Source organism: Pseudomonas sp. GZD-222 (assembly GCF_049310525.1).
Lineage (GTDB): Bacteria > Pseudomonadota > Gammaproteobacteria > Pseudomonadales > Pseudomonadaceae > Aquipseudomonas.
Genome location: NZ_JBMOWO010000003.1, coordinates 13103 through 38867 on the forward strand (window position 1 = coordinate 13103; position 25765 = coordinate 38867).

The 25765-nt window shown below is 61.2% G+C and carries 19 protein-coding genes and 2 tRNA genes; 13 read left to right on the plus strand and 8 right to left on the minus strand.

Going from position 1 to position 25765, the window contains the following annotated elements:
• Positions 1-9 precede the first annotated feature (9 nt).
• From ACO6VD_RS00290 to ACO6VD_RS00300, 3 genes are read left to right on the plus strand one after another with little or no spacing between them, the layout of a single operon-like run.
• On the plus strand, positions 10-1212 hold the full coding sequence (locus ACO6VD_RS00290) for an MFS transporter (RefSeq protein WP_422416227.1): 1203 nt from the start codon (positions 10-12) through the stop codon (positions 1210-1212).
• Entirely contained in the window at positions 1209-1331 is a 123-nt protein-coding gene (locus ACO6VD_RS00295; RefSeq protein WP_422416229.1) for a hypothetical protein, read from the plus strand. The genes ACO6VD_RS00290 and ACO6VD_RS00295 overlap by 4 nt, the downstream gene beginning before the upstream one ends.
• A 43-nt stretch (positions 1332-1374) precedes the next feature.
• A complete protein-coding gene (locus ACO6VD_RS00300) occupies positions 1375-1932 on the plus strand; it encodes a glutathione peroxidase (protein ID WP_422416257.1) in 558 nt (185 codons plus the stop codon).
• Between the two features lie 9 nt (positions 1933-1941).
• On the opposite strand, the gene ACO6VD_RS00305 is transcribed toward ACO6VD_RS00300, so the two are convergent.
• On the minus strand, positions 1942-2205 hold the full coding sequence (locus ACO6VD_RS00305) for a DUF2798 domain-containing protein (protein ID WP_422416231.1): 264 nt from the start codon (positions 2203-2205) through the stop codon (positions 1942-1944).
• A gap of 116 nt (positions 2206-2321) precedes the next feature.
• Here ACO6VD_RS00305 and ACO6VD_RS00310 point away from each other — a divergent pair, with 116 nt between their 5' ends.
• A complete protein-coding gene (locus tag ACO6VD_RS00310) occupies positions 2322-3254 on the plus strand; it encodes a LysR family transcriptional regulator (protein WP_422416233.1) in 933 nt (310 codons plus the stop codon).
• A 44-nt stretch (positions 3255-3298) separates the two neighbouring features.
• Here ACO6VD_RS00310 and ACO6VD_RS00315 read toward each other — a convergent pair whose 3' ends face one another.
• From ACO6VD_RS00315 to ACO6VD_RS00325, 3 genes are all read right to left on the minus strand, one after another.
• Entirely contained in the window at positions 3299-4558 is a 1260-nt protein-coding gene (locus ACO6VD_RS00315; protein ID WP_422416234.1) for an OmpP1/FadL family transporter, read from the minus strand.
• Between the two features lie 146 nt (positions 4559-4704).
• On the minus strand, positions 4705-5187 hold the full coding sequence (locus ACO6VD_RS00320; protein ID WP_400173404.1) for a hypothetical protein: 483 nt from the start codon (positions 5185-5187) through the stop codon (positions 4705-4707).
• 256 nt (positions 5188-5443) lie between these two features.
• A complete protein-coding gene (locus ACO6VD_RS00325) occupies positions 5444-5668 on the minus strand; it encodes a hypothetical protein (protein ID WP_422416236.1) in 225 nt (74 codons plus the stop codon).
• A 954-nt stretch (positions 5669-6622) separates the two neighbouring features.
• Here ACO6VD_RS00325 and ACO6VD_RS00330 point away from each other — a divergent pair.
• Together ACO6VD_RS00330 and rmuC are read left to right on the plus strand one after the other, a co-directional pair.
• Entirely contained in the window at positions 6623-7051 is a 429-nt protein-coding gene (locus ACO6VD_RS00330; RefSeq protein ID WP_422416238.1) for a tetratricopeptide repeat protein, read from the plus strand.
• Positions 7052-7230: 179 nt separating this feature from the next.
• Positions 7231-8619 carry a DNA recombination protein RmuC gene (gene rmuC / locus ACO6VD_RS00335; RefSeq protein WP_422416259.1) on the plus strand — a complete coding sequence of 463 codons (1389 nt, stop codon included), beginning with the start codon at positions 7231-7233 and terminating at the stop codon, positions 8617-8619.
• Here rmuC and ACO6VD_RS00340 read toward each other — a convergent pair.
• Entirely contained in the window at positions 8591-12064 is a 3474-nt protein-coding gene (locus tag ACO6VD_RS00340) for a PAS domain-containing hybrid sensor histidine kinase/response regulator (protein ID WP_422416240.1), read from the minus strand. The genes rmuC and ACO6VD_RS00340 overlap by 29 nt on opposite strands.
• 109 nt (positions 12065-12173) lie before the next feature.
• Positions 12174-13349 (minus strand): MFS transporter, encoded by a 1176-nt coding sequence (locus ACO6VD_RS00345; protein ID WP_422416242.1) that lies wholly within the window; start codon positions 13347-13349, stop codon positions 12174-12176.
• A gap of 185 nt (positions 13350-13534) precedes the next feature.
• Between ACO6VD_RS00345 and ACO6VD_RS00350 the strand changes: the two genes are divergently transcribed.
• Together ACO6VD_RS00350 and ACO6VD_RS00355 are read left to right on the plus strand one after the other, a co-directional pair.
• On the plus strand, positions 13535-14680 hold the full coding sequence (locus ACO6VD_RS00350; protein WP_422416244.1) for a TDT family transporter: 1146 nt from the start codon (positions 13535-13537) through the stop codon (positions 14678-14680).
• Between the two features lie 79 nt (positions 14681-14759).
• On the plus strand, positions 14760-16634 hold the full coding sequence (locus ACO6VD_RS00355; protein WP_422416245.1) for an MFS transporter: 1875 nt from the start codon (positions 14760-14762) through the stop codon (positions 16632-16634).
• Positions 16635-16649: 15 nt separating this feature from the next.
• On the opposite strand, the gene sugE is transcribed toward ACO6VD_RS00355, so the two are convergent.
• Together sugE and rdgC are read right to left on the minus strand one after the other, a co-directional pair.
• Positions 16650-16967 (minus strand): quaternary ammonium compound efflux SMR transporter SugE, encoded by a 318-nt coding sequence (gene sugE, locus ACO6VD_RS00360; RefSeq protein WP_422416247.1) that lies wholly within the window; start codon positions 16965-16967, stop codon positions 16650-16652.
• A 66-nt stretch (positions 16968-17033) separates the two neighbouring features.
• Positions 17034-18041 (minus strand): recombination-associated protein RdgC, encoded by a 1008-nt coding sequence (gene rdgC / locus ACO6VD_RS00365; RefSeq protein WP_422416248.1) that lies wholly within the window; start codon positions 18039-18041, stop codon positions 17034-17036.
• A 159-nt stretch (positions 18042-18200) separates the two neighbouring features.
• On the opposite strand from rdgC, the gene ACO6VD_RS00370 reads away from it, so the two are divergent.
• The 5 genes from ACO6VD_RS00370 to nirD all read left to right on the plus strand — a co-directional run bounded on the left by ACO6VD_RS00370 (position 18201) and on the right by nirD (position 25695).
• Positions 18201-18276 (plus strand) — tRNA-Val (locus ACO6VD_RS00370).
• A 19-nt stretch (positions 18277-18295) separates the two neighbouring features.
• Positions 18296-18372: transfer RNA gene (locus ACO6VD_RS00375), tRNA-Asp, on the plus strand.
• Positions 18373-18707: 335 nt separating this feature from the next.
• A complete protein-coding gene (locus tag ACO6VD_RS00380; RefSeq protein ID WP_422416250.1) occupies positions 18708-22499 on the plus strand; it encodes a molybdopterin-dependent oxidoreductase in 3792 nt (1263 codons plus the stop codon).
• A gap of 275 nt (positions 22500-22774) precedes the next feature.
• A complete protein-coding gene (gene nirB / locus ACO6VD_RS00385; protein WP_422416252.1) occupies positions 22775-25333 on the plus strand; it encodes a nitrite reductase large subunit NirB in 2559 nt (852 codons plus the stop codon).
• Positions 25333-25695 carry a nitrite reductase small subunit NirD gene (gene nirD, locus ACO6VD_RS00390; protein WP_422416254.1) on the plus strand — a complete coding sequence of 121 codons (363 nt, stop codon included), beginning with the start codon at positions 25333-25335 and terminating at the stop codon, positions 25693-25695. Before nirB ends, nirD begins: the two co-directional genes overlap by 1 nt.
• The last annotated feature ends 70 nt before the right edge of the window (positions 25696-25765 follow it).

Sequence of the window (25765 nt, forward strand, 5' to 3'; positions counted from 1 at the left end):
AAAACAATAATGACATCGGTATGGCGAACCAGTGGTTGGATTCTCTTGGGGGCGGCATTGATCCTCGCCCTCTCGCTGGGTGTGCGGCATGGCTTCGGCCTGTTTCTGGCCCCCATGAGTGCGGACTTTGGCTGGGGGCGGGAGGTGTTCGCCTTCGCTATTGCCTTGCAGAACCTGATCTGGGGACTGGCGCAACCCTTCGCCGGCGCCCTGGCCGACCGCCTCGGCGCGGCCAAAGTGGTGATGGTCGGCGGCATCCTCTATGCCGTAGGCCTGGTGTTGATGGGGATGTCCGATTCGGCGCTGACACTGTCGTTGAGCGCTGGCCTGCTGATTGGCATTGGCCTGTCCGGCACCTCGTTCTCGGTCATCCTCGGCGTGGTCGGTCGTGCCGTACCCGCAGAGAAGCGCAGCATGGCCATGGGCATTGCCAGCGCTGCCGGTTCTTTCGGGCAATTTGCCATGCTGCCGGGCACCCTTGGCCTGATCGGCTGGCTTGGCTGGTCGGCAGCCTTGCTGGTGCTGGGCTTGCTGGTGGCGTTCATCGTGCCGCTGGTTGGCCTGCTGAAGGATCAGCCGCTGCCTAGCCATGGCACCGAGCAAAGCCTGGGCCAGGCGCTGCGTGAAGCCTGCTCGCATTCCGGGTTCTGGTTGCTGTCGCTGGGCTTTTTCGTCTGTGGTTTCCAGGTGGTGTTTATCGGCGTGCATCTGCCGGCCTATCTGGTTGACCAGCACCTGCCGGCAACCATTGGCACCACGGTGCTGGCGCTGGTGGGTTTGTTCAATATCGTCGGCACTTACACCGCCGGCTGGCTGGGCGGGCGGATGTCCAAGCCGCGTTTGCTGACGGCGCTCTATCTGTTGCGCGCAGTAGTGATCGTGCTGTTCCTGTGGGCGCCAGTCACCCAATTCAGTGCCTACCTGTTTGGCATCGCCATGGGCTTGCTGTGGCTGTCGACAGTGCCGCTGACCAACGGCACGGTGGCGACCCTGTTCGGTGTACGTAACCTGTCGATGCTTGGCGGCATTGTGTTCCTGTTCCACCAGCTGGGTGCGTTCCTGGGCGGCTGGTTGGGCGGCGTGGTGTACGACCAAACCGGCAACTACGACCTGGTCTGGCAGATCTCGATCCTGCTCAGCCTGCTGGCCGCAGCCCTCAACTGGCCGGTGCGCGAGCGCCCTGTAGCGCGCCTGCAGGCGCAAGCGGCATGAGTCGGTTGGCGCTGCGCGGGCTTCTGGCCTTGGCCGCGCTCCTACTGCTGGCCCTGATCTGGTGGGGCTGGCATGAGGGCGGCCTGGCGTTGATGCAGTTGGGCATGGGCGTGTGCTAAGCGTATTCTGGATACGGTATTCAGGCTCAAAGGAGAGACGATGATGCGCACACGCTGGATGTTGGTTCCACTGTTCACCCTGATGGCGGCGGCAACGGCGCAGGCAGCCGACTGCCCGGCGCTGCTGAAAGACCAGGGCAGCCTGCCGGAGTTGCGTGGCAAAGAGCAGATCGACCTGTGCGAGCGTTTTGCCGGCAAGCCGCTGGTGGTGGTCAACACCGCCAGCTACTGCGGTTTCGCCCCGCAGTTCGAGGGGCTTGAAAGCGTCTACAAGACGTACAAGGGGCAAGGCCTGGAAATGCTCGGAGTACCGTCCAACGACTTCAAGCAGGAGGACACCGACATCGAGAAGACCGCCAAGGTCTGCTACGCCAACTACGGTGTCACCTTCACCATGACCAAGCCGCAGCCGGTACGTGGCGACGATGTCATTGCGTTGTTCAAGGGGTTGGCCGAGCAAACCAACGCACCCAAGTGGAACTTCTACAAATATGTAGTCGATCGCCAAGGTAAGGTAATCGCCAGTTTCCCCAGCCTGACCAAACCGGATGATCCCAAGTTCACGGCCGCTATCGAGAAGGCTATCGCCTCGCAGCCGTGAAGTGCCGTGTTACTGGGCGGGGTGAACCGTCCAGGCCACCAGTTTGAGCACGATGGGGCGCACCACCAGTACGCAGGCAAACGCCACCGGCATGGCCAGCTGATAGGCCTTGAGCACATTGCTCAGGTAGTTCGCGTCGATGCCGGCGTTGGCGGCAGTGATCACGAAACACATCAGTAACGCCATGATCGCTGACATGTAGAAGGCGAAGACGTAAGGGGTGGCGCGAACGCCGAGTTTGCGTCGGCTACGGACGGCATGCGGTGTCGTCATGGGGGTTCCTTGTGTGGTGTTGAGGTCGAAGCCTAACAATCGTGACAGGGGTTCAGGTAGACGAGTCTGGCTTAGGTCTTTATAAAGAGATTCTTACGAATACCGGACCGTTCTGTATGAATCTGCTGGGCTCGATCAAGAGTTTTATCAAGGTTGTCGAAGCGGGCAGCATTGCCGGTGGCGCCAGAACCCTGGGGTTGAGTGCGGCGGCGGTCAGTCAGAACATTGCCCGGCTGGAAGCTCATCTGCAGGTGAGGCTGTTGTCGCGGACCACGCGCAGCATGGCGTTAACACCCAACGGCACACTCTATTACGAGAAGGTCAAGCACATCGAGCGTGACCTCGAACAGGCGCACCTGGCGGTCACGACACCTGAATGCGAGCCGAAGGGGCGCCTGTGCATCGCCTCGTCCTCGGCATTCGGCCGTCATGTGCTGGCACCGTTGATTCCGGGCTTCAGTGCACGCTATCCGCAGCTTTCGATTGAACTGGTTACGAATGATCGTCGGGTCAATCATGTGCAGGAAGGGGTCGACGTCAGTATCCGCATCAAGCCGCAACTGGACGATGGCCTGTTGGCGCGGCGTATAGCGCAAGTGCCCTTTATTTGTTGCGCCTCACCCGACTACCTGGCCCAGGCGGGATGGCCAGGCGCACCGGAACAGCTCAAGCAGCATCGTTGCCTGGTATTTCGCTACCCGGTGGATGGGCGTTTCCTGCGTTGGGGGTTTGTACGCGACGGTTTACGTTTCGATGCCGAGTTTGCTGATGTGCTGATCAGCGACGATATCGATGTGCTCACCCAGATGGCAGTCAACCATGGGGGGATCGCGCGCCTGGCGGACTTTGTTGCCCGGCCCTTGATCGAACGAGGACAGCTGGTGGCACTGTTTGAATACTCACAGCCCGCCCAGGCCTATGCCCAGACCGAGCCGATGGACATCTACCTGTGTGTAGCTGACCGCTTCGCCATGACGCCCAAGGTGCGGGTGTTCATGGACTACCTCAGGGAAAATCTGGGACAGCTCTGGTCCAGTGAGCAGCCATGAAAAAACCGCCGAAATCGGCGGTTTTTTGTGTGGCCAGCGTTGAATCAGAAACGGTAGGTGAGCGACGCACCGATACCGTGAGCGCTGTTCTCATACTTGGCGTTGTACGCACCCTTGGTCGGGCTGCTCAGGTTGACCTTGGTGTCTTCTTCCCACAGGTAGGAGTAGGCCAGGTCGATGGTCATGTCGTCGTTCGGGCTCCAGCCGGCGCCCAGGCTGAGCACCTTGCGGTCGCCAGTCGGGATGCGCGGCGAACGGTCGTGGTTGTTGGTCGGCGACTGGTCGACGGTGAAGCCGGTGCGTAGTACCCACTCTTTGTTCAGCTTGTACGATGCACCGATGGCATGCGCCCAGGTGTCGTGCCAGTTCTGGTCTTCGTTGATGGTGCCGAACTGACGGGCCAGTGGGGCAGGTACCTCGTTCTGCACGGTGATCGCTTCCAGGCGGCTCCAGCGGGTCCAGGTGCTGCCCGCGTAGAGGGTCCACTGGTCATCCAGCTCGTGGGTGACCGAGAGGTCCACGGATTCCGGGGTCTTGATCTTCAGTTCAGCGTCAAATTTGCTGCCGCTGAACGGGCCGATCAGGGCAGAGTTGATCTTGGTGTTGCCTTCGAGCTTGTAGTCGACCATCGAGTGGTAGGTCAGGCCCAGGCGGGTCTTGTCGGTAGCCTGAACCAGCACGCCGATGTTGTAGCCAACGGCGGTGTCGTCACCCTTGATTTTCACTTCGCCGTCATTGCGGCCAGGTGAGCGAGGATTCAGAACGTTGGAGCTCAGCTCGCCCTTGATGCGGTTGAAGGTCGGGCCGAAACCGATCGACACCTTGTCGTTGAAGGCGTAGCTGACAGTGGGCTGGAAGGTGATGACTTCAACGTAGCTTTTCTTGCCCCAGTAGCGGCTGGCTGCTTCGTCTTCATATTCGGTTACCAGACCGAAAGGGGCGTACACACCGAAACCAACACTCCAGTGATCGTCGATAGGCTTGACATAGAAGCCCATGGGAACGCCAACGAACGGAACCATGTCGCCGTCGGTAGAACCGCCAAAGGTGCCGCTACCGGAAATATCGGACTTGGCAATGACCGCTGCGGCCCCCACAGTGATCTGCTCACGTTTCAGGCGCGACATACCGGCAGGGTTGCCGAATACGGTGCTGGCATCATCGGCAGAGGAAGAGCGACCCGCAAAACCTGTGCCCATGCCACTAACGCTCTGTTCGTTGAGGGCAAAGCCGCTGGCGAACAATTGAGTCGAGGCGAGAGTAACGGCGAGGCTGAGAGAGGTTTTGAGCATTACTTTTTTCATTATTAGAACTCCTTGGGATCTCCGGGGCGAAAATTACCAACATTTCGCCCCCAGCGCTATAGGCTGTATCGCAGGAGATAGAGCGGTTTTGTAGGACAATCCGACCAGATTGGTAGGAGTTTTCCGATTATGGAGTTCAGTGACTGTCAGCAGGCCTGAAGAGTCACAGGCGCGATGCAGGTTTGCCAGGCGCAGGTGAAGTCGCGCAGGCGTCCCTGGGGCTGGAAGGTCTGGCGCCAGATGCGCGCCAGGCCCAGTAGATCGTCGGCAGCAGGAAGTTCGGGAGCTTGTTCTTCAATGAGCATCCAGGCAATGGCCGTGGCGTAGCGCAGGTTGACGGTCAGCTCAAGGTGCGGGCCGCTGAGAAAGGCGTGCTGGCTGGCCAGGCCGCGGACCAGACTGGCCAGTTCCGGGTCGCGGGCGAGGAACTGGTCCCAGACGTTTTGGTGGCGCAGTTCGCCGATACGGTAGAGGCCATGGCCGCGGCGATCGTGCAGAGCGGAGCCGAGTGCAGACTGGCTGGCGGCAACACCCAGCAACAATGCTTCGGCGCTTGCGCAGTGACGGTCCAGGTAAATCAGAGTCGGGCGGATGACAAACTGGCTCAACTCGCTCGCGGCGATACCCATAACACCCTCGAACTTGAGTTTGGCCGGCGGACGCTGGAGCTTGGCAGCTGATGAATCGGTCAGGCCCGCCGGAAGCGGCCTATGCCGCTTGAGTTGAAGTGTAGTGTCATATTCGCGGCGTAAAGGCCTGTTTTTAAAACATTTGCGGCTTTTGGTTATAAATCATATGCCGTGGAGTGATTAGGCTGGCCCGTATTCACAGGTATAAAAAAGCCCCGCGAGAGGGCGGGGCTTGAGCTGTTGCAGCGAAGCGAGGTCAGGCAACCAGGGCCTGACGGGTGCGCTCGATGACCGCCTGAAGCGGCTCGGATTCGCTGTACTGCTCGGGGTACAGGCGCTCGCTGTGACGGGCAATGCCGTGCTCGTTGACCAGGGTGAAGCTGAAGCCGCCTTTGCGCGACGCCAGGATCAGACAGTTCAAGGGGGCAAATGCCTGGGAAAGGGTGCGAATCGCAACCTGAGTATGGATAGAGTGAGTCATAGTTATTAGATGTTCCTGCAATAGACACGGTTTCGATCCGTGCACACTTAAAACGTTCCAGTAACGCCGGGATTTAGTCTGGGCGAAGAACCTGACTGGAACAGGGCAGCCAGTTTTGGGCGCATTTATCATGTGGCGCTGGGGCTGACTGGTAGGTACGTCAGAGGACAGGCAACACACCGGGTCGAGGTTCTATGCCACGGGGTGAAGATCCTGATCATTCTGCAGGTTGGTTCGGTCAGAGTAAGAAGTGATTTACCTGGGAACCATCAAGTGGGCCGGTCCTTGTTTCAACAGGCGCTGTTCCAAGGTGGAGAGGGCACTGTAAGGACTGCTTTGGCCAGAATTGACTTTCAGCTTGGTACTAACGGCGGCAAGACTACCGAAAAAAGGCAGGCTTGGCAAGCACTGATGACTTTTCATCAGGGGAGCCGATCAGTATCTCGTGTTTTTGTCGTTCTGTGAAGGGCCGCTGGCGGGGGTTAACGTCGGGAACGTGCCAAATTCGTGCAACGAATTGCCTCCCTTTGGGGCGGTTGTACACACTTGAAGCAATCGATGTTACAGCGCTGCAACAGCAGCAGACGGGTTGGCCAATGACTTGGCAGAGAACTTAAGTCAATGAAAAAAAACACTTATTTTAGCTGGTGAAAAAATCGTCAGTTTGAGCCAAAGCCCCATTTTATGGGGCTTTGCGGGGTCCTGAAGGGGGTTGTCCACCGAGTTATCCACAGCTTCTGTGGATTGTCCCGAGCGCTTGCTCTAGGACGGGCGTGCCAGGTATTTACGATGTGTCCGACAATCTTCACTCGAACTTCTGGCAGAGGAAATTTCCTTCACCAGCGTCAATAAAAAAACGCAGAAATATTTTGAAAAAAGTAGCGGGTCGGCTCGGCCATTGGCAAAAAAAAGGAGTAGAGTGGCGCGCCTCTCGAGTTGCCTTCGCTGTTGGTTATGAAGTTTCGCGCCAAAATCCCTGCAGTTTCTTCCCCTCCGCCCTCCGTGCCCGAGCCCAAGCGCTTCTCCCTGAAGGTTGCCTTGTGGCTGCTCGATAATCCGCGGCTGGGTGACAATCCCAACGTCAAGCATTTTGCCGGGCGCTTGCTCAAGCAGCCTGCGCGTCAAGGCGTTGTCGTCGCGCAAAGCCGCCTGGGGCAGATGCTCTGCCGGGATTGCGGCAATGCGCGCGACCGGCGTATCGGCCACGACTTGTTGCGCCAGGCCGCTCGTGCCGGAGACCGGCGCGCGCAACTTGAATACGGCCGGTTGTGCGCCCAAGCGCAGATCAATGAACCCGAACAGGCCCGCTACTGGCTGGAACTGGCGTCGTCCCAGGGCTCGCAGGAAGCCCGGCGCTTGCTCAAGCTACTGCCAGACGCTTGACTGCAGTACAGCGGCAAGGCTGATAAGCTCAGGCGCTGATTTCAGGTGGGAGTGTTCGGGTGACGATGGCGTTGGATCTGACCAGCATCATGCTGGGTGTCGTGGTGGCCGCAGTGCCGTGTCTGGGCTGGGTTTTTCAGCAGCAACGGCGGCTGGCTGCCCGCGAGGCGCAAGCAGCTTTGCTTGAGGAGCGCCTGGGCAGTGCGCAGATGGCCCAGGAAGGCTTGCTCGCCCAGCTCGATGCCAGCCGCGACGAGATCAGTGATCTGAGCCAGGCCAATGCGGCCAAGCAGGCGACGTTGGCGGCTCAGGCCCGTGAGCTGGAGTTGCTGCAGATCGACCGCGACAACGCCCGCGACGCGGCCCATGCCTGGCAAATCGAACGTAGCGCCCGTGAAGCTGAATTGCGTCGCCTGGATGCCCAGAGCGCAGCCTTGGGCGCCGAATTGCGCGAGCAGCAGGAAAGCCATCAGCAACGTCTGAACGACCTCCAGGGCTCTCGTGATGAGCTGCGCGCGCAGTTTGCCGAGATGGCGACGAAGATCTTTGACGAACGCGAGCAGCGATTCGCCCAGACTAGCCAGCAGCATCTAGGGCAATTGCTGGACCCGCTCAAGGAGCGCATCCAGGCTTTCGAAAAGCGCGTGGAAGACAGTTACCAGCAGGAGGCCCGCGAGCGTTTTTCCCTGGCCAAGGAGCTGGAGCGCCTGCAGCAACTCAACTTGCGCCTGAGCGATGAGGCCACCAACCTGACCCAGGCACTGAAAGGCCAGAAGACCCAAGGCAACTGGGGTGAACTGATCCTCGAGCGGGTGCTGGAGCATGCGGGGCTGGAAAAGGGCCGTGAGTACCAGACCCAGGTCAGCCTCAAGAGCGCCGACGGCGAGCGCTTCCAGCCAGACGTGCTGATCATGTTGCCGGGCGACAAACAGGTGGTGGTCGATTCCAAGGTCAGCCTGACGGCCTACCAGCAGTATGTTGCCGCTGACGATAGCGAGATTGCCCAGGCGGCGCTCAAGCAGCATGTGCTGTCGTTGCGCAACCATGTCAAAGGTTTGTCGGGCAAGGATTACAACCGCCTGGAAGGCTTGCACAGCCTCGATTTCGTCCTGCTCTTCGTGCCGATCGAGGCAGCGTTTTCCGCAGCGCTGCAGGCTGAGCCGAACCTGTTCCAGGAAGCCTTCGACCGGCAGATCGTGATTGTCAGCCCAACCACCTTGCTGGCGACCCTGAGGGTGATCGACAGCCTGTGGAAGCAGGAACGCCAGAGCCAGAATGCCCGGGAAATCGCCGAGCGTGCCGGCTGGCTGTACGACAAGTTTGTGCTGTTCATCCAGGATCTGGACGAACTGGGCAATCGCCTGCAACAGGTCGACAAGGCCTACAGCGCGGCGCGCAACAAGCTCTGTGAAGGCCGTGGCAACCTGATCAGCCGCAGTGAACAGCTCAAGCTGCTCGGGGCCCGCGCCAGCAAGAGCCTGCCGGCTGATCTGCTTGAACGCGCCATGAGCGAAGGCGACCCGCTAGCCGCCAGTGCCCTTACTGGACCAGGCTCAGATGCCGATTGAGCAAGGCGCGTAGCGCTGCCGGTTTGACTGGCTTGGCCAGGTAGTCGAGGCCGGCGGCATGCACCTGGGCCACCGTCTCGCTGCGTCCGTCGGCACTGATCACCACCCCGGGCACAGGTTCGCCCAGGCGCGTGCGTAACCAGGCCATCAGCTCGGTGCCGGTGTCGCCTTCATCGAGGTGATAGTCGACCAGCGCCAGGTGTGGGCGCAAACCTTCGTCGAGCAACACGCTGCATTCCTGGCGGCTGTGCGCCGTCCAGACCTGACAACCCCAGCGACTGAGCAGGCTGTTCATGCCGATCAGAATGCTGTCTTCGTTATCGATGCACAGTACCTGCAGCCCGGCCAGTGGCTGGCCCGGTTGTTCGGTGGGCGCAACGACGGCAGCGACCGGCGCTGTGGCCAGAGGCACGCTGACACGGAAGACACTGCCCTTGCCAGGCCAGGAGCGCACTTCCAGGGGGTGGCCGAGCACTCGGCACAGGCCATCGGCAATTGCCAGGCCCAGGCCCAGGCCTTTTTCGGCGCGGGTCTGATGGCTGTCCAGGCGTTTGAATTCCTCGAAGATGACCTGCAACTTGTCATCGGCAATGCCCGGGCCGCGATCCCAGACTTCCAGCCACAGCTTGCCGTTTTGCCGACGCGCGCCCAGCAAGATCGGGCTTTTGCCATAACGGAAGGCGTTGGTGAGGAAGTTCTGCAAGATCCGTCGCAGCAATTTCATATCGCTGTGCACCCGCAGGCGGCTGCCACGCAGGCGGAAGTCCAGGCCCTGTTGTTGGGCCAGTACCTTGAATTCGGCGCCGAGGGTGTCGAACAGTTCATTGAGCGCGAAAGGTTTGGGGTCGGGGGTGATCTTGCCGTTTTCCAGGCGCGAGATGTCGAGCAAATCGCTGATCAGCTCTTCGGCCGAACGTAGCGAACTGTCCATGTGCTGGACCAGTTGCTGGGCGTCAGCGGACAGCCCGTCGCCCTGGTGCGAGAGGGCGGCGGAGAACAGGCGCGCCGCGTTCAGTGGTTGCATCAGGTCATGGCTGACAGCGGCCAGGAAGCGGGTCTTGGACTGGTTGGCAGACTCGGCGTGACTCTTGGCTTCAGTCAGCGCCTGGTTCAACTGCGACAGCTCCTGGGTACGTTCGGCAACCCGTTGCTCCAGGCCCTCGTTGGCATCCTTGAGCGCTTGCTCGGCCTCACGGAAGGGGGTGATGTCGGTGAAGCTCATGACGAACCCGCCGCCGGGCATCGGGTTGCCGATCAGCTCGATGACCCGGCCGTTGGGGAACAGGCGCTCGGAGGTGTGCGCGCGACCCTGGCGCATCCAGTGCAGGCGGCGGGCTACGTGGACCTGGGCTTCACCGGGGCCGCACAGACCGCGCTCGGCGTTGTAGCGGATGATGTCGGCAATCGGCCGGCCGACACTGATCAAACCGTCGGGGTAATTGAACAGTTCCAGGTAGCGGCGGTTCCAGGCCACCAGCAGCAGGTTCTGGTCGACCACGCTGATGCCCTGGCTGATGTTCTCGATCGCGCCTTGCAACAGCGCGCGGTTGAACTGCAGCACCTCCGAGGCTTCGTCGGCGATGCGCACTACGTCTTCAAGTTGCATGTCGCGGCCTTCGATGGCCGCCTTGACCACGGCGCGGGTCGAAGAGGTGCCGAGCACGCCGGCCAGCAAGCGCTCGGTGTGTTCGATCCAGTCGCCATCGGCGTTCTGGTTGGGGTTGAAGCCTTTGCCCTGACGGTAGGCAAAGCGGATGAAGCTTTGCCGTGCGCGTTCTTCACCGACAAAGCGTGCCGCCAGTTCAAGCAAGTCGGCGATCTGCACAGCCAGCAACGACCGGCTGTTGGGGCGTGCGCTGGTTTGCTGGCCGATGAAACGACCGGCCTGCCAGTGCTCGGAGACGCGGGTACGCGAAAGGATCGAGACCCAGGCGAAGAGAGTGAAGTTACCCGCCAGCGACAGCACTACACCCTGGGTCAGCGGGGTGATCGGCAGGTTCAGCGGGTTGCCGTGCAGCCAGGCCAGGCCCGGGAACAGCTCCAGCGACCAACCCACACTGTGGGCGGCAATCGGCAGTACCAGGGTGTAGAACCAGAGGAAGATCCCAGCCGCCAGACCGGCAAACACGCCACGGCGGTTGGCCTGTTTCCAGTACAGGGCGCCGAGCATTGCCGGCGCCAGCTGTGTCACTGCGGCAAAGGCAACCTGGCCGATGGTCGCCAGGCTGGCGGTAGAGCCCAGCAGGCGGTAGCTGACATAGGCCAGCAGGAGGATGACGACGATGGTCACCCGGCGGACCGACAGCATCCAGTGGCGGAACACTTCGAAAGGGCGCTCGGCGTTGTTGCGGCGCAGCAGCCAGGGCAGCAGCATGTCGTTGGAGACCATGGTCGACAACGCCACGGCTTCGACGATCACCATGCCGGTGGCGGCCGAGGCGCCGCCGATGAACGCCAGCAAGGCCAGGGCCGGATGCGCTTCGGCCAGCGGCAGGCTGATGACGTAGGAGTCGGGTATCACGCCGGGCAGCAGCATCTGTCCGGCCAGGGCAATCGGCACCACGAACAGTGCGGCGAGGATCAGATAAGTCGGGAACACCCAGCGGGCCAGGCGCAGGTCTTGCGGCTCGATGTTCTCGACCACGGTGACATGGAACTGACGCGGCAAGCAGATGATCGCCATCATCGCCACGCCGGTCTGGACGATCATCGACGGCCAGTTGATGGTCTCGTTCCAGAAGCCTTCCAGGCGCGGGGCCAGTTGCGCCTTGCTGAACAGGTCGTCGAAACCGTTGTACAGGCCGAAGGTGACGAAAGCACCAACGGCGAGGAACGCCAACAGCTTGACCATCGATTCGAAGGCAATGGCCAAAACCATGCCGCGGTGGTGTTCGGTGACATCCAGGCTGCGGGTACCGAATACGATGGAGAACAGCGCCAGCACCAGCGAAACCACCAGCGCGGTGTCCTGCACGCGGCTGCCGGTGGCATCGGCGCTGGCACCTATCAGCAGGTTGACACCGAGCACGATGCCCTTGAGCTGCAAGGCGATATAGGGCAGCACGCCGACCAGACAGATTAGCGCCACCACCACCGCCAGGGATTGCGACTTGCCGTAGCGGGCGGCGATGAAGTCGGCAATCGAGGTGATGTTTTCCTGTTTGCTGATCAGCACCATCTTCTGCAGCACCCAGGGTGCAAACAACAGCAACAGCACCGGGCCGAGGTAGATCGGCAGGAATGCCCAGAGTTGTTCGGCCGACTGACCGACGGCGCCAAAAAAGGTCCAGCTGGTGCAGTACACCGCCAGCGACAGGCTGTACACCCAGGCACGCAAACGCGGTGGCAGCGGCGTTTTGCGGCGGTCGCCATAGAATGCGATAGCGAACATGATGGCCATATAGGCCAGGGCGACCACGGCGATCAGCCCACTGGACAGCGACATGACTACTCCGAACGAAAAAATGCAGCGAACCTCGATCAATCAGTCTGGCACGCTGTTGACGCTTCGTCAGCGCCGACCATGGTAGCAGTGGCAGAGCGTCGCAGGCCGTTCAGTGCCGAGCCCCCAGGTAATAGAACAGCGCCGCCAGCAGCACCGAGGCAATCAACAGATAGAACGTGGCCACCGGCACCAGATGCGCCAAGGCAAAACCGCAGATCACCGGCCCCAGCGCGGCGCCAAGGTTGGACAGGTTTTGCGCGCCGTAATACACCCCGCGCAGATGCTCGGGGGCGATGCTGTCGATAAACATGTACTCGGCCGGGATGACGATGATCTCGCCCAGGGTGAACACCAGCATCGCCAGACACCAGACCAGCAGCGACTGGGCCAGCGAGAAACCCAGCAAACCGGCGAGGAACAACGCCATGCCGGCCATCAGCCAGGGCATCAACTGGCGACTGTTGATGCGCCTGCCGATCACGTACTGCAGGGCAATAACGGTGACGGCGTTGGTGGCGACCAGGTAGCTGATGTAGCGCGCCGCCTCGCTGGCGTTGCTGGTGACGACCAGGTACTGCGACAGGTAGGCGGTGAACTGGCCGAAGACCACGGCACTCAGTGCACCGCCCAGGGTGAAGCAGACCAGGCGACGGTCCTTGAGCAGTTGCCCGCCGACGCTGAGAAAGCCGGCCGGGGGGCTGTCGCCCAGGTGCGCCCGTGCCGAGCGCTCGCCCCAGCGCCGGTAGCACAGGCACATGACCAGGCCGAGCAGTGCGGAAAACAGAAAGGGCAGATGATCATCGAGCATCATCAGGCCGACGCCAACAAAGGGCCCGACGGCGTAGGCGACGTTGCTCAAGGTGTACTTGATCGAGAACACCTCGGAGCGTTCTTCCACGGGCAATAACGCACAGAACCCGGCTTTGGCGGCAATGTCGACCACCGCCAGGCTCAGGTTTATCAACACCAGGCTGGTGAAGAACAGGCTGAGTTCGCGACTGGTCACGGCGGCAACGAAGGCCAAAGCGAACACCAGGGTCGAGACAATGATCACGGTGTAGCTGCGCAGGGTATCGATCAGGTAGCCGCCGTACAGACTCAGCAGCGAGGCGACAATCAGCGCGCCGCCAATCATCAGGCCGATGCCGCTGATATCCAGGGCAAAGTTTTCTGCAAGGTAGACCACCAGATAGGGCAGGGTGATCGCCCGCGCCAGGGTCAAGACAAAGTTGGTTGCCAGTAACAGGCGTACTTGCGGGTTGTAGCGTCTTACGGCATCGAGCATGTCACGTCCTTGTTGTTATTGCGTGTGGCCGCCAGCGGCCAAGCATACGCCTGGGCAGGAAGGGCTGGAAAGTGCTGGATCCATATCTACAAAACAGATAACAGATAGAGAAATTAACCGTTATATAGATGTTGTTGGCAGGCATAAGATGGTCCCACGTCACCGGCCTACAGGAGACTCCGACCATGCCATGCCTGCAACAGTCCACTTCGCCCTTGCGCCCGTTGAGCCACCTGGCTCACCCGCGTGAAGTCATCCGTCAATTCACTCCCAACTGGTTCGCTGCGACCATGGGCACCGGGGTGTTGGCCCTGGCCCTGATGCAGATTGGCATCGACAGCCTGCATGGGCTGGCAGAAGCCTTGTGGTGGCTGAGCATGGCCCTGTTCATCGTGTTCAGCGGGCTGTATGCCGCACGCTGGATCATGTTTTTCGACGAAGCACGGCAGATTTTTGCCCATTCCACGGTGTCGATGTTCTTCGGCGCCATCCCCATGGGGCTGGCGACCATCCTCAACGGCTTCCTGCTGTTTGGCGTCAATCGCTGGGGTGAAGGCATTGTGCCCTGGGTCGAGGCCATGTGGTGGTTCGATGTCGGGCTGGCGCTGCTCTGCGGCGTGGCTATTCCCTATCTGATGTTCACCCGCCAGGAGCACAGCATCGATCAGATGACGGCGGTGTGGTTGTTGCCGGTGGTTGCCGCTGAGGTGGCTGCGGCCAGTGGCGGGCAACTGGCGCCGCACCTGGTGGATGCCCACAGTCAATTCCTGGTGTTGATTACCAGCTATGTATTGTGGGCGGTGTCGCTGCCGGTGGCGTTCAGCATCCTGACCATTCTCATGCTGCGCATGGCCTTGCACAAACTGCCCCACGCCAACATGGCCGCTTCGAGCTGGCTGGCGCTTGGTCCCATCGGCACTGGCGCATTGGGCATGTTGCTGCTGGGCGCTGATGCACCAGCGATCTTCGCCGCCAACGGCTTTGGTGACCTGGGTGAAATCGCTCGCGGCCTGGGGCTGGTTGCCGGGATTGTGCTGTGGGGGGCTGGGCTGTGGTGGTTGCTCACTGCTGTGCTGATCACCCTGCGCTACATGCGTCACGGCATGCCGTTCAACCTGGGTTGGTGGGGCTTCACCTTTCCGCTCGGGGTCTACACCCTGGCCACCCTCAAGCTGGGTGCCTGGCTGGGGCTGGGTTTCTTCCAGCACATGGGCCTGGTGCTGGTGGTGGCGCTGGCCGGCCTGTGGATGATGGTCAGCAGCCTCACTCTGCGCGGCGCCTGGCGCGGCGAGCTGTTCGTCTCGCCGTGCATTGCCGGGTTACATAAGTAGATTGCATTTACCTGAGTGATTGTGGCTTTGTGCGGCCTGCGCGCCTCCAATAACAAAGCCCCACTCAGGTACACGGACGATGAGTCAAGCCTCGCAGTTCAGCCTTCTTGGCAAACGACGGTTTCTGCCGTTCTTCATTACCCAGTCGCTGGGTGCGTTCAACGACAACCTGTTCAAGCAGTCGTTGATCCTGGCCATTCTCTACAAGCTGGCCATCGACGGTGATCGCTCGATCTGGATCAACCTCTGCGCCTTGTTGTTCATCCTGCCGTTTTTCCTGTTTTCCGCACTGGCCGGGCAGTTCGGCGAAAAATACCCCAAGGATGCCTTGATCCGTCTGATCAAGCTGGCCGAAATCGGCATCATGGCCGTTGGCGCCATCGGTTTTCTGACCAACCACCTGGCGCTGATGTTGCTGGCGCTGTTTGCCATGGGCACCCACTCGGCGCTGTTCGGGCCGGTCAAATACTCGATCCTGCCCCAGGCTCTGCATGAGCAAGAGTTGGTCGGCGGCAACGGACTGGTCGAGATGGGCACCTTCCTGGCCATCCTGGCCGGCACCATTGGCGCCGGGGTGATGATGTCCAGCAGTCACTATGCACCTGTGGTGGCCTGCGCGGTGGTCGCGGTGGCTGCGCTGGGCTACCTGTCCAGTCAGTGGATTCCCCGGGCCAGTGCAGCGTCGCCGCACATGAAGCTGGACTGGAACATTTTCACCCAGTCCTGGGCCACCTTGCGCCTGGGCCTTGGCCAGACACCCGCAGTGTCGCGCTCGATTGTCGGCAACTCCTGGTTCTGGTTTGTCGGGGCCATTTACCTCACGCAGATCCCGGCCTATGCCAAGGACTGGCTGCACGGTGATGAAACCGTGGTCACCCTGGTGCTGACCCTGTTCTCGGTGGGTATTGCCCTGGGTTCCTTGCTGTGTGAGCGCCTCAGTGGCCACAAGGTGGAAATCGGCCTGGTGCCTTTCGGCTCCTTCGGCCTGACCCTGTTCGGCTTGCTTTGGTGGTGGCACTCGGGCGATGTTGCCGTGGCCGCGACGCCCCACGATTGGCTGGCGCTGCTGGGCATGAGCGAGGCCTGGTGGATTTTGCTGTCGATCGTCGGGCTGGGGATTTTTGGTGGCTTCTACATTGTGCCGCTGTACGCATTGATCCAGTCGCGTACCGCAGTGCACGAGCGTTCGCGGGTGATTGCCGCCAACAACATTCTCAATGCGCTGTTCATGGTGGTGTCGGCGATTGTCACCATCGTGCTGTTGAGCCTGGTCGAGCTGACGATTCCACAGTTGTTCCTGGTGGTATCGCTGCTCAACATCGGTGTCAACGCCTACATCTTCAGGATCGTTCCCGAGTTCACCATGCGCTTCATGATCTGGCTGCTCAGCCACTCCATGTACCGGGTCGAGCACCGCGACCTGCAACAGATCCCGGAGGAGGGTGCGGCATTGCTGGTGTGCAACCACGTGTCGTTCGTTGATGCACTGCTGATCGGTGGCGCGGTGCGTCGGCCGATTCGCTTTGTCATGTACTACAAGATCTACCAGCTGCCGGTGCTCAACTTTGTCTTCCGCACTGCGGGGGCCATCCCCATTGCCGGGCGCAACGAGGATGCCGACACCTACGAGCGAGCGTTCAAGCAGATTGCCGCGTACCTGGCGGAGGGTGAGCTGGTGTGTATCTTCCCTGAGGGCAAGCTGACTACCGACGGTGAGATCGATGAGTTCAAGGGTGGCTTGAGCCGGATCATCGAGCAAACGCCAGTGCCGGTGATTCCGCTGGCCTTGCAAGGCTTGTGGGGGAGTTTCTTCAGCCGCGATCCGGCCAAGGGTTTCTTTCACCGCCTGTGGTCGCGGGTAACCCTGGTGGCCGGTGCCGCCATCCCGGTCGAGGCAGCAGCACCGGCGGTGTTGCGCGAGCGGGTCAGCCAACTGCGTGGCGACGTGCGCTAACGGGCGAGGGCAAGGTCAGCTGGCGCTGACCTTGAGGCCGATCAGGCCGCAGACGATCAGCGCTACGCTGACCAGGCGCACCAATGCCATGGATTCGCCAAACAGCATGATGCCGGCAATCACGGTGCCGACCGCGCCGATGCCGGTCCAGATCGCATAAGCGGTGCCCAGCGGCAGCTCTTTCATCGCCAGGCCGAGCAGGCCAAGGCTGACGGCCATGGCGCCGACGGTCAGGATGGTTGGCAGAGGACGGGTAAAGCCGTCGGTGTATTTCAGGCCGACAGCCCAGCCAACCTCGAACAGGCCGGCGAAAAACAGGATGATCCAGGACATGCAACATCTCTATAAGTGGATGGGGCCGTCCCCGAATTGTTCACGCAGTGCGTCGTAAGGCCGTCCTTACCGTGAGAAATATAGTGCCCAAGCGCTTTTCGCGGGGCAAGCCCGCTCCCCCCGGTGGGAGCGGGCTTGCCCCGCAACGAGGACTTCAAAGCCCTGCGGAATCTCTTCCCCACCCAGCGCTTCAAACAGCGCTGGAAGGAACTCACCAAAGGTCAGCATCATCAAGGTGAAGCTCGCATCGAGCTGGCCCAGGGCCTCGTCGCCGCCGTCTTCTTCGGCCTGGTCTTGCAGCAGCTCTTCGAAGCGCAGGCGTTTGATGACCATCTTGTCGTCGAGCACGAACGACAGTTTGTCCTGCCAGGCCAGCGACAGCTGGGTCACGACCTTGCCGGTACCCAGGTGCAGTTGGATCTCGTCACTGGTCAGGTCCTGGCGTTTGCAGCGCACGATGCCACCGTCTTCGTGGGTGTCACGCAGTTCGCATTCGTCCAGTACATAGAAGTCAGGCGCGGCGGCTTGAGTTTTGACCCAGTCGGTCATGGTCGCGCTCGGGGCGATCTTCACGCTAACCGGACGCACCGGCAGCGAGCCCATCACTTCACGCAGGGTAGAGAGCAGGTCTTCGGCACGTTTGGCGCTGGCCGAGTTGACCAGAATCAGGCCTTGCTTGGGGGCGATGGCGGCGAAGATCATCGAGCGGCGAATAAAGGCGCGCGGCAGGAAGGCCTGGATGATCTCGTCCTTGATCTGATCGCGCTCCTTCTTATAGACCTTGCGCATCTGTTCGGCTTCGATCTCGTCGATCTTCTCTTTGACCGCATCACGCACCACGCTGCCAGGCAGGATACGTTCTTCTTTACGCGCGGCGATCAGCAGGAAGTCACCGCTGACGTGGACCAGCGGCGCATCTTCGCCTTTGCCGAAGGGGGCGACGAAACCGTAAGTGGTCAACTCCTGGCTGGCGCAAGGGCGCGCCGGCTTGCTGGCCAGAGCGGTTTCCAGTGCTTCGGGATCGAACGGGACATCCTGGGTCAGGCGGTAGGTCAGCAGGTTTTTGAACCACATGGGGTGAATCTCTCCTCAACACATAAGGAGGGCATTATTCTCCGAGCGGGCGCTTCAGGCCAAGTCCGCTAAGTCTTTGGAACGCCTGAAAATTTTTTTTAAAAAAGTACTTGCCAGAGTGTTCGGTGCTCCGTAGAATGCGCGCCACACCGAGACGAAGGGTGATTAGCTCAGCCGGGAGAGCATCTGCCTTACAAGCAGAGGGTCGGCGGTTCGATCCCGTCATCACCCACCACTTCTTCTCAGTGTATCGCGCAGCGGTAGTTCAGTCGGTTAGAATACCGGCCTGTCACGCCGGGGGTCGCGGGTTCGAGTCCCGTCCGCTGCGCCATATTTAGCTTCCAGGGCCCACTGAACACCCGGAAGCAACAGAGAAAGCGACCTTAGGGTCGCTTTTTTTGTTTCTGCGCCTTGTATTGCCTCCGCTGCCAATGCGTCGGCGTGGTGCATCTCTCCCCAAGTCGGTGCGTCTGCCGCCGCCATTTACTGCTTATGCTGCGATTTTGCAGGTCTTTGCCAACTGGCGCGGGCCTTGCTTATGCCTGCCTATCCGGCAATCAACGCAGATTGCCCCGTTCACGACAAAGGCGCCGTGTTGCTCCCGCTTGTTCTCACAAGCCGGGGCAGCAGGGCGCCTTTTTGTTTGCGCAAGCAGGAGGTTGGCAGATGAGCAGCACCAATGTGCGCAGCGTTTGTCCGTATTGTGGTGTGGGGTGCGGCATCGTCATGACGGTTGAAGGCAACCGGGTGACCAAGATCAGTGGCGACAAACAACACCCGAGTAATTTTGGCCGGCTATGCACCAAGGGGCTGACCGCGCATCAACCGTTGCGCGAGTCCGGGCGTATGGAGCAGGCGTTTGTTCGTGATGCGCGCCATCGTGATCCGCTACAGACGACTATCGATGTAGCTATCGAGCAGACGGCCCAGCGCTTGCGTACGATTATTGACCAGCACGGGCCTGACGCCCTGGCGTTCTATGTCTCCGGGCAGATGTCGCTGGAGGCTCAGTACCTGATCAACAAACTGGCCAAAGGCTTCATCCGCAGCCGTCACATCGAATCCAACTCACGTCTGTGCATGGCCAGTGCCAGCAGCGGCTATAAACAGTCGCTGGGCGCCGATGGGCCACCGGGCAGCTATCAGGATTTTGATCGCGCCGAGGTGTTCTTCATCATCGGCGCGAACATGGCCGACTGTCACCCGATTCTTTTTCTACGCCTGCTCGACCGGCTCAAGGCCGGTGCCCGGCTGATTGTCGTCGACCCGCGGCGTACTGCCACGGCCGACAAAGCCGACCTGTTCCTGCAAATCAAGCCGGGCACCGATCTGGCGCTGCTCAATGGCTTGCTGTATCTGCTCAAGCGCAATGGCCACTGTGATGCTGATTTCATCGAACGCTACACCGAAGGGTGGGAAGCGCTGGCGGACTTTGTCGAGGACTACACCCCTGAGCGGGTCGCGGCCATCACTGGACTGGCCGAAGCCGACATTCGCCAGGCCGCGCACTGGATCGGTCAGGCGCCGGAGTGGATGAGTTGCTGGACCATGGGGCTGAACCAGAGCATCCATGGCACCTGGCAGACCAACGCGCTGTGCAACCTGCATCTGGCCACGGGTGCGATTTGTCGCCCTGGCAGCGGGCCGTTTTCCCTGACTGGCCAGCCGAATGCCATGGGCGGACGCGAAATGGGCTATATGGGCCCGGGTTTGCCCGGCCAGCGCTCGGCTCTGGTCAAAGAGGATCGTGCGTTCATCGAGCAGCTCTGGCAGGTACCTGTCGGCAGCCTGCGTAGCGAGGCCGGGGACGGCACGGTGGCGTTGTTCGAACAACTGGCGGCCGGGCAGATCAAGGCCTGCTGGATCATCTGCAGCAATCCGGTGGCCAGCGTTGCCAACCGCCAGCAAGTGATCGACGGCTTGCAGCGGGCGGAGCTGGTGATCACCCAGGATGCCTTTCTCGACACCGAGACCAACCGCTATGCCGACATCCTCCTGCCTGCAGCGCTGTGGGCCGAAGGGGAAGGGGTGATGGTCAACTCCGAGCGCAACCTGACCTTGATGAGCAAGGCTGTCGAGCCGCCAAGTGACAGCTTGCCCGACTGGCAGATCATTGCCCGGGTGGCTTGCGCCATGGGTTATGCCGAGGCGTTCAGTTACGCCAATGCCGAGGCGGTGTTCGACGAGATCCGTCGGGCCTGGAACCCGGCGACCGGCTACGATGTGCGCGGCATCAGTTATTCCGGCTTGCGCCAGGCGCCACAGCAATGGCCCTGTGCGCCAGGACGTGCCGACACCCGCAGCCCGCTGCGCTATCGCAATGACGGGGTCAGCCAGCTGCTGTTTCGCGATGCCGAGGGTCAGGTGCCGACGATTGCCTTCGCCACGCCCAGCGGCAAGGCCCGCTTCTTTGCCCGGCCCTGCCTGCCCAGCGCCGAACTGCCCGATGACGAGTTTGCGTTGGTGCTCAACACCGGACGGGTCCAGCACCAATGGCACACCCTGACCAAGACCGGCAAAGTCGCGGCGTTGAACAAGCTCGATCCCGGACCGTTCGTGGAAATTCATCCCGAGGACGCCCAGCGCCTGGGCATTGCCGAAAAGGATCAGGTGCAAGTGCGCTCGCGGCGCGGCCAGGCGCTGTTGCCTGCGCGAATCACCACGCGAGTACTACCGGGCAACTGTTTTGCGCCGTTCCACTGGAGTGATGTCTACGGCGACAACCTGGCGATCAATGCGCTCACCAGCGATGCCACCGACCCGGTGTCGCTGCAACCGGCCTTCAAGTATTGCGCAGTAGCCTTGAGTCGGATCGCCAGTGAACGCATCAGTGTGGTTCAGGTCGAGCAGCCGTGGGTGTCGATGCATGATCAGCACCTGCTGCTCTGGGCATCGCAAACCGGCAACGGCCAGGCCCTCGCTGAACAGTGCGCCGAACGTCTACGTGAAGTTGGCCTGCCGGTGCAATTGAGCTGCATGGAGGATGTGGCACTGGAGCAACTGGACAGTCCCGCCAGCTTGCTGCTGATCGCCAGTACCTTCGGCGACGGCGATGCACCGGACAGCGGCGCGGCGTTCTGGCAGGGCTTGCAGGGTGAGCATTCGCAGCGCTGCGCCGGGTTGCCCTACGCCGTGCTGGCCCTGGGTGACTCCAGCTACGAGCAGTTCTGCGGCTTTGGTCGCAAGCTTGACCAGCGTTTGTCCGAGCTGGGGGGCAAGCGCTTGCTGGAACGGGTCGATTGCGAGGGGGACTTCGCCGAGCCAGCTGGGCAGTGGTTACAGGCGCTGCTGGCCAAGTTCGGCAAGCACCCTTCGAGCCTTGCCATGCCCGTGCCGACACCGCCGACTACCGGCTTCAGCAAACAGCATCCGCTGCCGAGTAAAGTGCTGACCAACCGTTTGCTCAATGGCGTGGGCGCAAGCAAAGAAACCCGGCAAATCGTCTTCGACCTGGGCGATAGCGGCTTCAGCTACCAGGCCGGTGACGCACTTGGTGTGTGGCCGCGCAACTGCCCAGCGTTGGTGGATGAGTTGCTCACGGCTACTCGCCTGGATGGCGATCAAGTGGTAAGTCCCAAGGGCCAGGCCGACATGCCGCTGGCCACTGCTTTGCGTGAACACCTGGAGATTGCCCGGATCACGCCGGCCATGCTGGAAGCCTTTACCTTGCACGGTAACAGCGCGCACTTGAAAGACCTGCTTAAGGCGCAGAACAAAGCGGAGCTCAAGGAGTGGCTGTGGGGCAAACAGCTGATCGATCTCCTGCACATGTTCAAACCGCAACTGGACCTGAGCACCTGGCTCGACCTGCTCAAGCCGCTGCAGCCGCGGCTTTACTCGATCAGCTCCAGCGCCAAGTTCCACCCCGACCAGGTGCACCTGACCGTTTCCACTGTCCGTTACGGTCAACGCAAAGGCGTCTGCTCGACCTATCTGGCCGACCGCGCCGCACAGGGCGAAGTGGCCATTTTTACTCAGCCCAGTGCGCATTTCCGTGTGCCCGGGGACAGCGCAGCGCCGGTGATCATGGTCGGTCCCGGCACCGGTGTGGCGCCGTTTCGGGCGTTCTTGCAGGAACGCCAGGCCGAGGGCGCCACGGGGCGGAACTGGCTGTTGTTCGGCGAACAGAAGGCAGCCACTGACTTCTACTACCGAGACGAGCTTCTGGCCTGGCAGCGTGAGGGGCATCTGACTCGCCTGGACACCGCGTTTTCCCGTGACCAGACGCAAAAAATCTATGTGCAGCAACGCATGCTCGAGCAGGGCGCCGAACTCTGGCGCTGGTTGGAGGAGGGCGGTCACTTTTATGTCTGTGGCGATGCCGAGCGCATGGCCCGTGATGTCGATGCCGCCCTCAAGCAGGTGGTCGCAGAGCACGGTGCACTGAGCTCTGAGCAGGCCGACCTATATGTCAGCGAATTGAGCCGCAGCAAACGCTATGTGCGCGACGTGTACTAAGCGCCCCATAAGGGGGAGGGCTGCACCAGTCTGGGTCGAATACTGCGCTCAGTGATGGGCGCAAAGCCCCGGTTTCAAAGGCTTTGGCAGTTGGCACGCTCCCTGCTTTTGCACTACTACAACGTTCCCGCAGGTCAATGGCGATCTGCACCCGGAACTACATAGAACGACCAGGCAAAGGCGCCTGGAGCTTCGGCTCCAGGCGCTTTTTTTGTTTTTCGGGGCTCGCCCCCGGCAGCACAGCCACCGTGAATGGCCTTGAGTGAGGATCGGGTATGAATGCAGCAACGACCATCGCCCAGCGGGAAAAACTGATCATCGTCGGCAACGGCATGGTCGGGCATCACTGCGTTGAGCAGTTGATCGAACGGGGTGCCCTGCGCCGTTATGAGCTGTGGGTGTTCGGTGAGGAGCGTCAGCGTGCCTACGACCGTGTGCATCTGTCCGAGTATTTCAGCGGTAGCGACGCTGAGACACTGGCGCTGGGCAGTGCCAATCTGTACGCCGGGAACGGTGTGAATCTGCACCTCGATGAAGCGGTGCTGGAGATCGATCGCGAGCGTCGTGAAGTGCTGACGTCGGCTGGGCGCTATCCCTATGACCAACTGATCCTGGCCACCGGTTCCTATCCCTTCGTGCCGCCGATCGAAGGCTGCGAAGGGGCTTCGCGTCTGGTGTATCGCACCCTCGATGATCTCGACGCGATCCGTGCGGCCGCCGCCGATGCACGGCGTGGCGTGGTGGTCGGTGGCGGCTTGCTCGGGCTTGAGGCGGCCAATGCCCTGAAGTCGCTGGGCCTGGAAGCCCATGTAGTGGAGTTCGCTCCACGCTTGATGCCGGTGCAATTGGACGCTGAAGGCGGCGCAGCTTTGCGCGCACAGATCGAAGCGCTGGGCGTCGGTGTGCACGTGTCGCGGGGGACTCAGGCAGTGGTGGCAGGCGACGACTATCGCTACCGGATGAACTTCGACGCCAACGAGTTTCTCGAGACCGACCTGATTGTGTTCTCCGCCGGGATTCGCCCGCAGGATGCCCTGGGTCGCAGTAGTGGTCTGGAAATAGCCGCACGCGGCGGTGTGGTGATCGACGGCGACTGTCGCAGCAGCGATCCACGCATCTATGCCATCGGTGAGTGTGCCTCGTGGAACGGCAGTGTGTTCGGCCTGGTCGCACCGGGGTACAGCATGGCGCGCAATGTCGCGGCAGCGCTGGCCGGTGAGGAAGCTGCCAGCTTTGGCGGTGCCGACATGTCGACCAAGCTCAAGCTGCTGGGCGTGGATGTCGGCTCGATCGGAGACGCGCACGGGGCAACTCCAGGGTCACGTAGCTATCGCTTTATCGACGAAGCCAATTCGGCCTACCGCCGCCTGGTGGTGGATGCCAGCGGCAAACGCGTACTGGGTGCGGTGCTGGTGGGCGACAACAGCTACTACGACACCTTGCTGCAATACGTGCAGAACGGCATTGCCCTGCCAGCCGATCCGGCGGCGTTGATCCTGCCGCAAGGGGTCGGAGCGCCAACCCTCGGTGCTGACGCCTTGCCGGACACCGCGACCATCTGTTCTTGCCATAACGTCAGCAAGGGCGCGATCTGCAGCGCCATCGACAGCGGCTGCGGCGAGTTGGCTGCGCTCAAGCAGCAGACCAAGGCGTGCACCGGTTGCGGTGGATGCGCCGCGTTGCTCAAGCAGGTGTTCGAGCACGAACTGATTGCCCGCGGCGTCAGCGTCGACAAGAGCCTGTGCGAACACTTTGCCTACACCCGCCAGGAGCTTTACGCGCTGGTGCGGGTTGAAGGCATCCTCAGTTTCGACGAAATGCTCGCCAGGCATGGCCGCGGTCATGTCGGTTGCGATATCTGCAAACCCACGGTCGGTTCGATCCTCGCCTCGTGCTGGAACCAGCCGATCATGGACCCTTCGCTGGTGCCATTGCAGGACACCAACGATACCTTCATGGCCAATATGCAGAAGAACGGCACCTACTCGGTGGTGCCGAGAATCCCCGCCGGCGAGATCACCCCGGACAAGCTGATCGTCATCGGTCAGGTGGCGAAGAAATACGACCTCTATACCAAGATCACCGGTGGCCAGCGCATCGACCTGTTCGGCGCTCAGTTGCATGAGTTGCCGGCGATCTGGAGCGAGCTGATCGAAGCCGGTTTCGAAACCGGTCACGCCTACGGCAAATCCACACGCACGGTGAAATCCTGTGTCGGCAGCACCTGGTGTCGCTACGGGGTGCAAGATAGCGTACAGATGGCCCTGACCCTGGAAGACCGCTACAAGGGCCTGCGTTCGCCGCACAAGCTCAAGTTCGCGGTATCCGGCTGTACCCGCGAATGTGCCGAGGCGCAGAGCAAGGACATCGGCGTGATCGCCACCGAAAAGGGCTGGAACCTGTATATCTGCGGCAATGGCGGCATGCGCCCGCGCCACGCCGAGCTGTTTGCCACCGACCTGGATGATGCCGGGCTGATCCGCCTGATCGACCGGGTGCTGATGTTCTACATCCGCACCGCTGACAAACTGCAGCGCACCTCGGTGTGGCGCGAGAGCCTGGAGGGCGGGCTGGACTATCTCAAACAGGTGATCATCGAGGACAGCCTGGGCCTTGGCGCCGAGCTTGAGGCGCAGATGCAGCTGGTGGTCGACCGCTACGAATGCGAATGGGCCAATGCCCTCAAGGACCCGCAAAAACTCAAACGCTTCCGCACCTTCGTCAACGACCAGCGTCCTGACCCAGGCGTGCATTTTGTCCGCGAGCGTGGCCAGCGCCGGCCGATCGCCGCCGCTGAACTGCATTTGATTCCGACCACTGAAGAGGTGCTGTGATGAGCCAGTCCAATGCTGCTGTAGATGTGCAAACACAAGCCTGGCAAGCGGTCTGCAACCGCCAGGATCTGGTTGCGCAATCGGGGGTGGTGGTCTGGTTCGAGGGTCGCCAGGTGGCGCTGTTCTACCTGCCGGAGCAGGACACCCCGGTGTTTGCTGTCGACAACCAGGACCCTAAATCCGGCGCCAATATCATCGGGCGGGGGTTGGTGGGGCAGCTCAAGGGCGAACTGGTGGTGGCGGCGCCGTTGTACAAACAGCATTTCAGCCTGAACGACGGGCATTGCCTGGAGGATTCGCAGCAAGCTTTGCAGGTGTGGCCGGTGCGGATCAGGGGAGAGCAGGTGGAGATTGGCCTGTAGGAGCGGGGGGGGGGGGGGGGGTGGGGGGGGGGGGGGGGGGGTCCACACCGGGCAAGAAAAATGACCAAAC

Bases quoted from the DNA above. Each gene is read 5' to 3' on its own strand.
- ACO6VD_RS00350 (WP_422416244.1), top strand. From the start codon at position 13,535: ATGCCATGCCTGCAACAGTCCACTTCGCCCTTGCGCCCGTTGAGCCAC.
- ACO6VD_RS00315 (WP_422416234.1), bottom strand. From the start codon at position 4,558: ATGAAAAAAGTAATGCTCAAAACCTCTCTCAGCCTCGCCGTTACTCTC.
- ACO6VD_RS00380 (WP_422416250.1), top strand. From the start codon at position 18,708: ATGAGCAGCACCAATGTGCGCAGCGTTTGTCCGTATTGTGGTGTGGGG.
- ACO6VD_RS00310 (WP_422416233.1), top strand. From the start codon at position 2,322: ATGAATCTGCTGGGCTCGATCAAGAGTTTTATCAAGGTTGTCGAAGCG.
- ACO6VD_RS00340 (WP_422416240.1), bottom strand. From the start codon at position 12,064: ATGTCGCTGTCCAGTGGGCTGATCGCCGTGGTCGCCCTGGCCTATATG.
- ACO6VD_RS00330 (WP_422416238.1), top strand. From the start codon at position 6,623: ATGAAGTTTCGCGCCAAAATCCCTGCAGTTTCTTCCCCTCCGCCCTCC.
- nirD (WP_422416254.1), top strand. From the start codon at position 25,333: ATGAGCCAGTCCAATGCTGCTGTAGATGTGCAAACACAAGCCTGGCAA.
- ACO6VD_RS00355 (WP_422416245.1), top strand. From the start codon at position 14,760: ATGAGTCAAGCCTCGCAGTTCAGCCTTCTTGGCAAACGACGGTTTCTG.
- ACO6VD_RS00345 (WP_422416242.1), bottom strand. From the start codon at position 13,349: ATGCTCGATGCCGTAAGACGCTACAACCCGCAAGTACGCCTGTTACTG.
- ACO6VD_RS00290 (WP_422416227.1), top strand. From the start codon at position 10: ATGACATCGGTATGGCGAACCAGTGGTTGGATTCTCTTGGGGGCGGCA.
- ACO6VD_RS00325 (WP_422416236.1), bottom strand. From the start codon at position 5,668: ATGACTCACTCTATCCATACTCAGGTTGCGATTCGCACCCTTTCCCAG.
- ACO6VD_RS00320 (WP_400173404.1), bottom strand. From the start codon at position 5,187: ATGGGTATCGCCGCGAGCGAGTTGAGCCAGTTTGTCATCCGCCCGACT.
- rdgC (WP_422416248.1), bottom strand. From the start codon at position 18,041: ATGTGGTTCAAAAACCTGCTGACCTACCGCCTGACCCAGGATGTCCCG.
- nirB (WP_422416252.1), top strand. From the start codon at position 22,775: ATGAATGCAGCAACGACCATCGCCCAGCGGGAAAAACTGATCATCGTC.
- sugE (WP_422416247.1), bottom strand. From the start codon at position 16,967: ATGTCCTGGATCATCCTGTTTTTCGCCGGCCTGTTCGAGGTTGGCTGG.
- ACO6VD_RS00305 (WP_422416231.1), bottom strand. From the start codon at position 2,205: ATGACGACACCGCATGCCGTCCGTAGCCGACGCAAACTCGGCGTTCGC.
- ACO6VD_RS00295 (WP_422416229.1), top strand. From the start codon at position 1,209: ATGAGTCGGTTGGCGCTGCGCGGGCTTCTGGCCTTGGCCGCGCTCCTA.
- ACO6VD_RS00300 (WP_422416257.1), top strand. From the start codon at position 1,375: ATGCGCACACGCTGGATGTTGGTTCCACTGTTCACCCTGATGGCGGCG.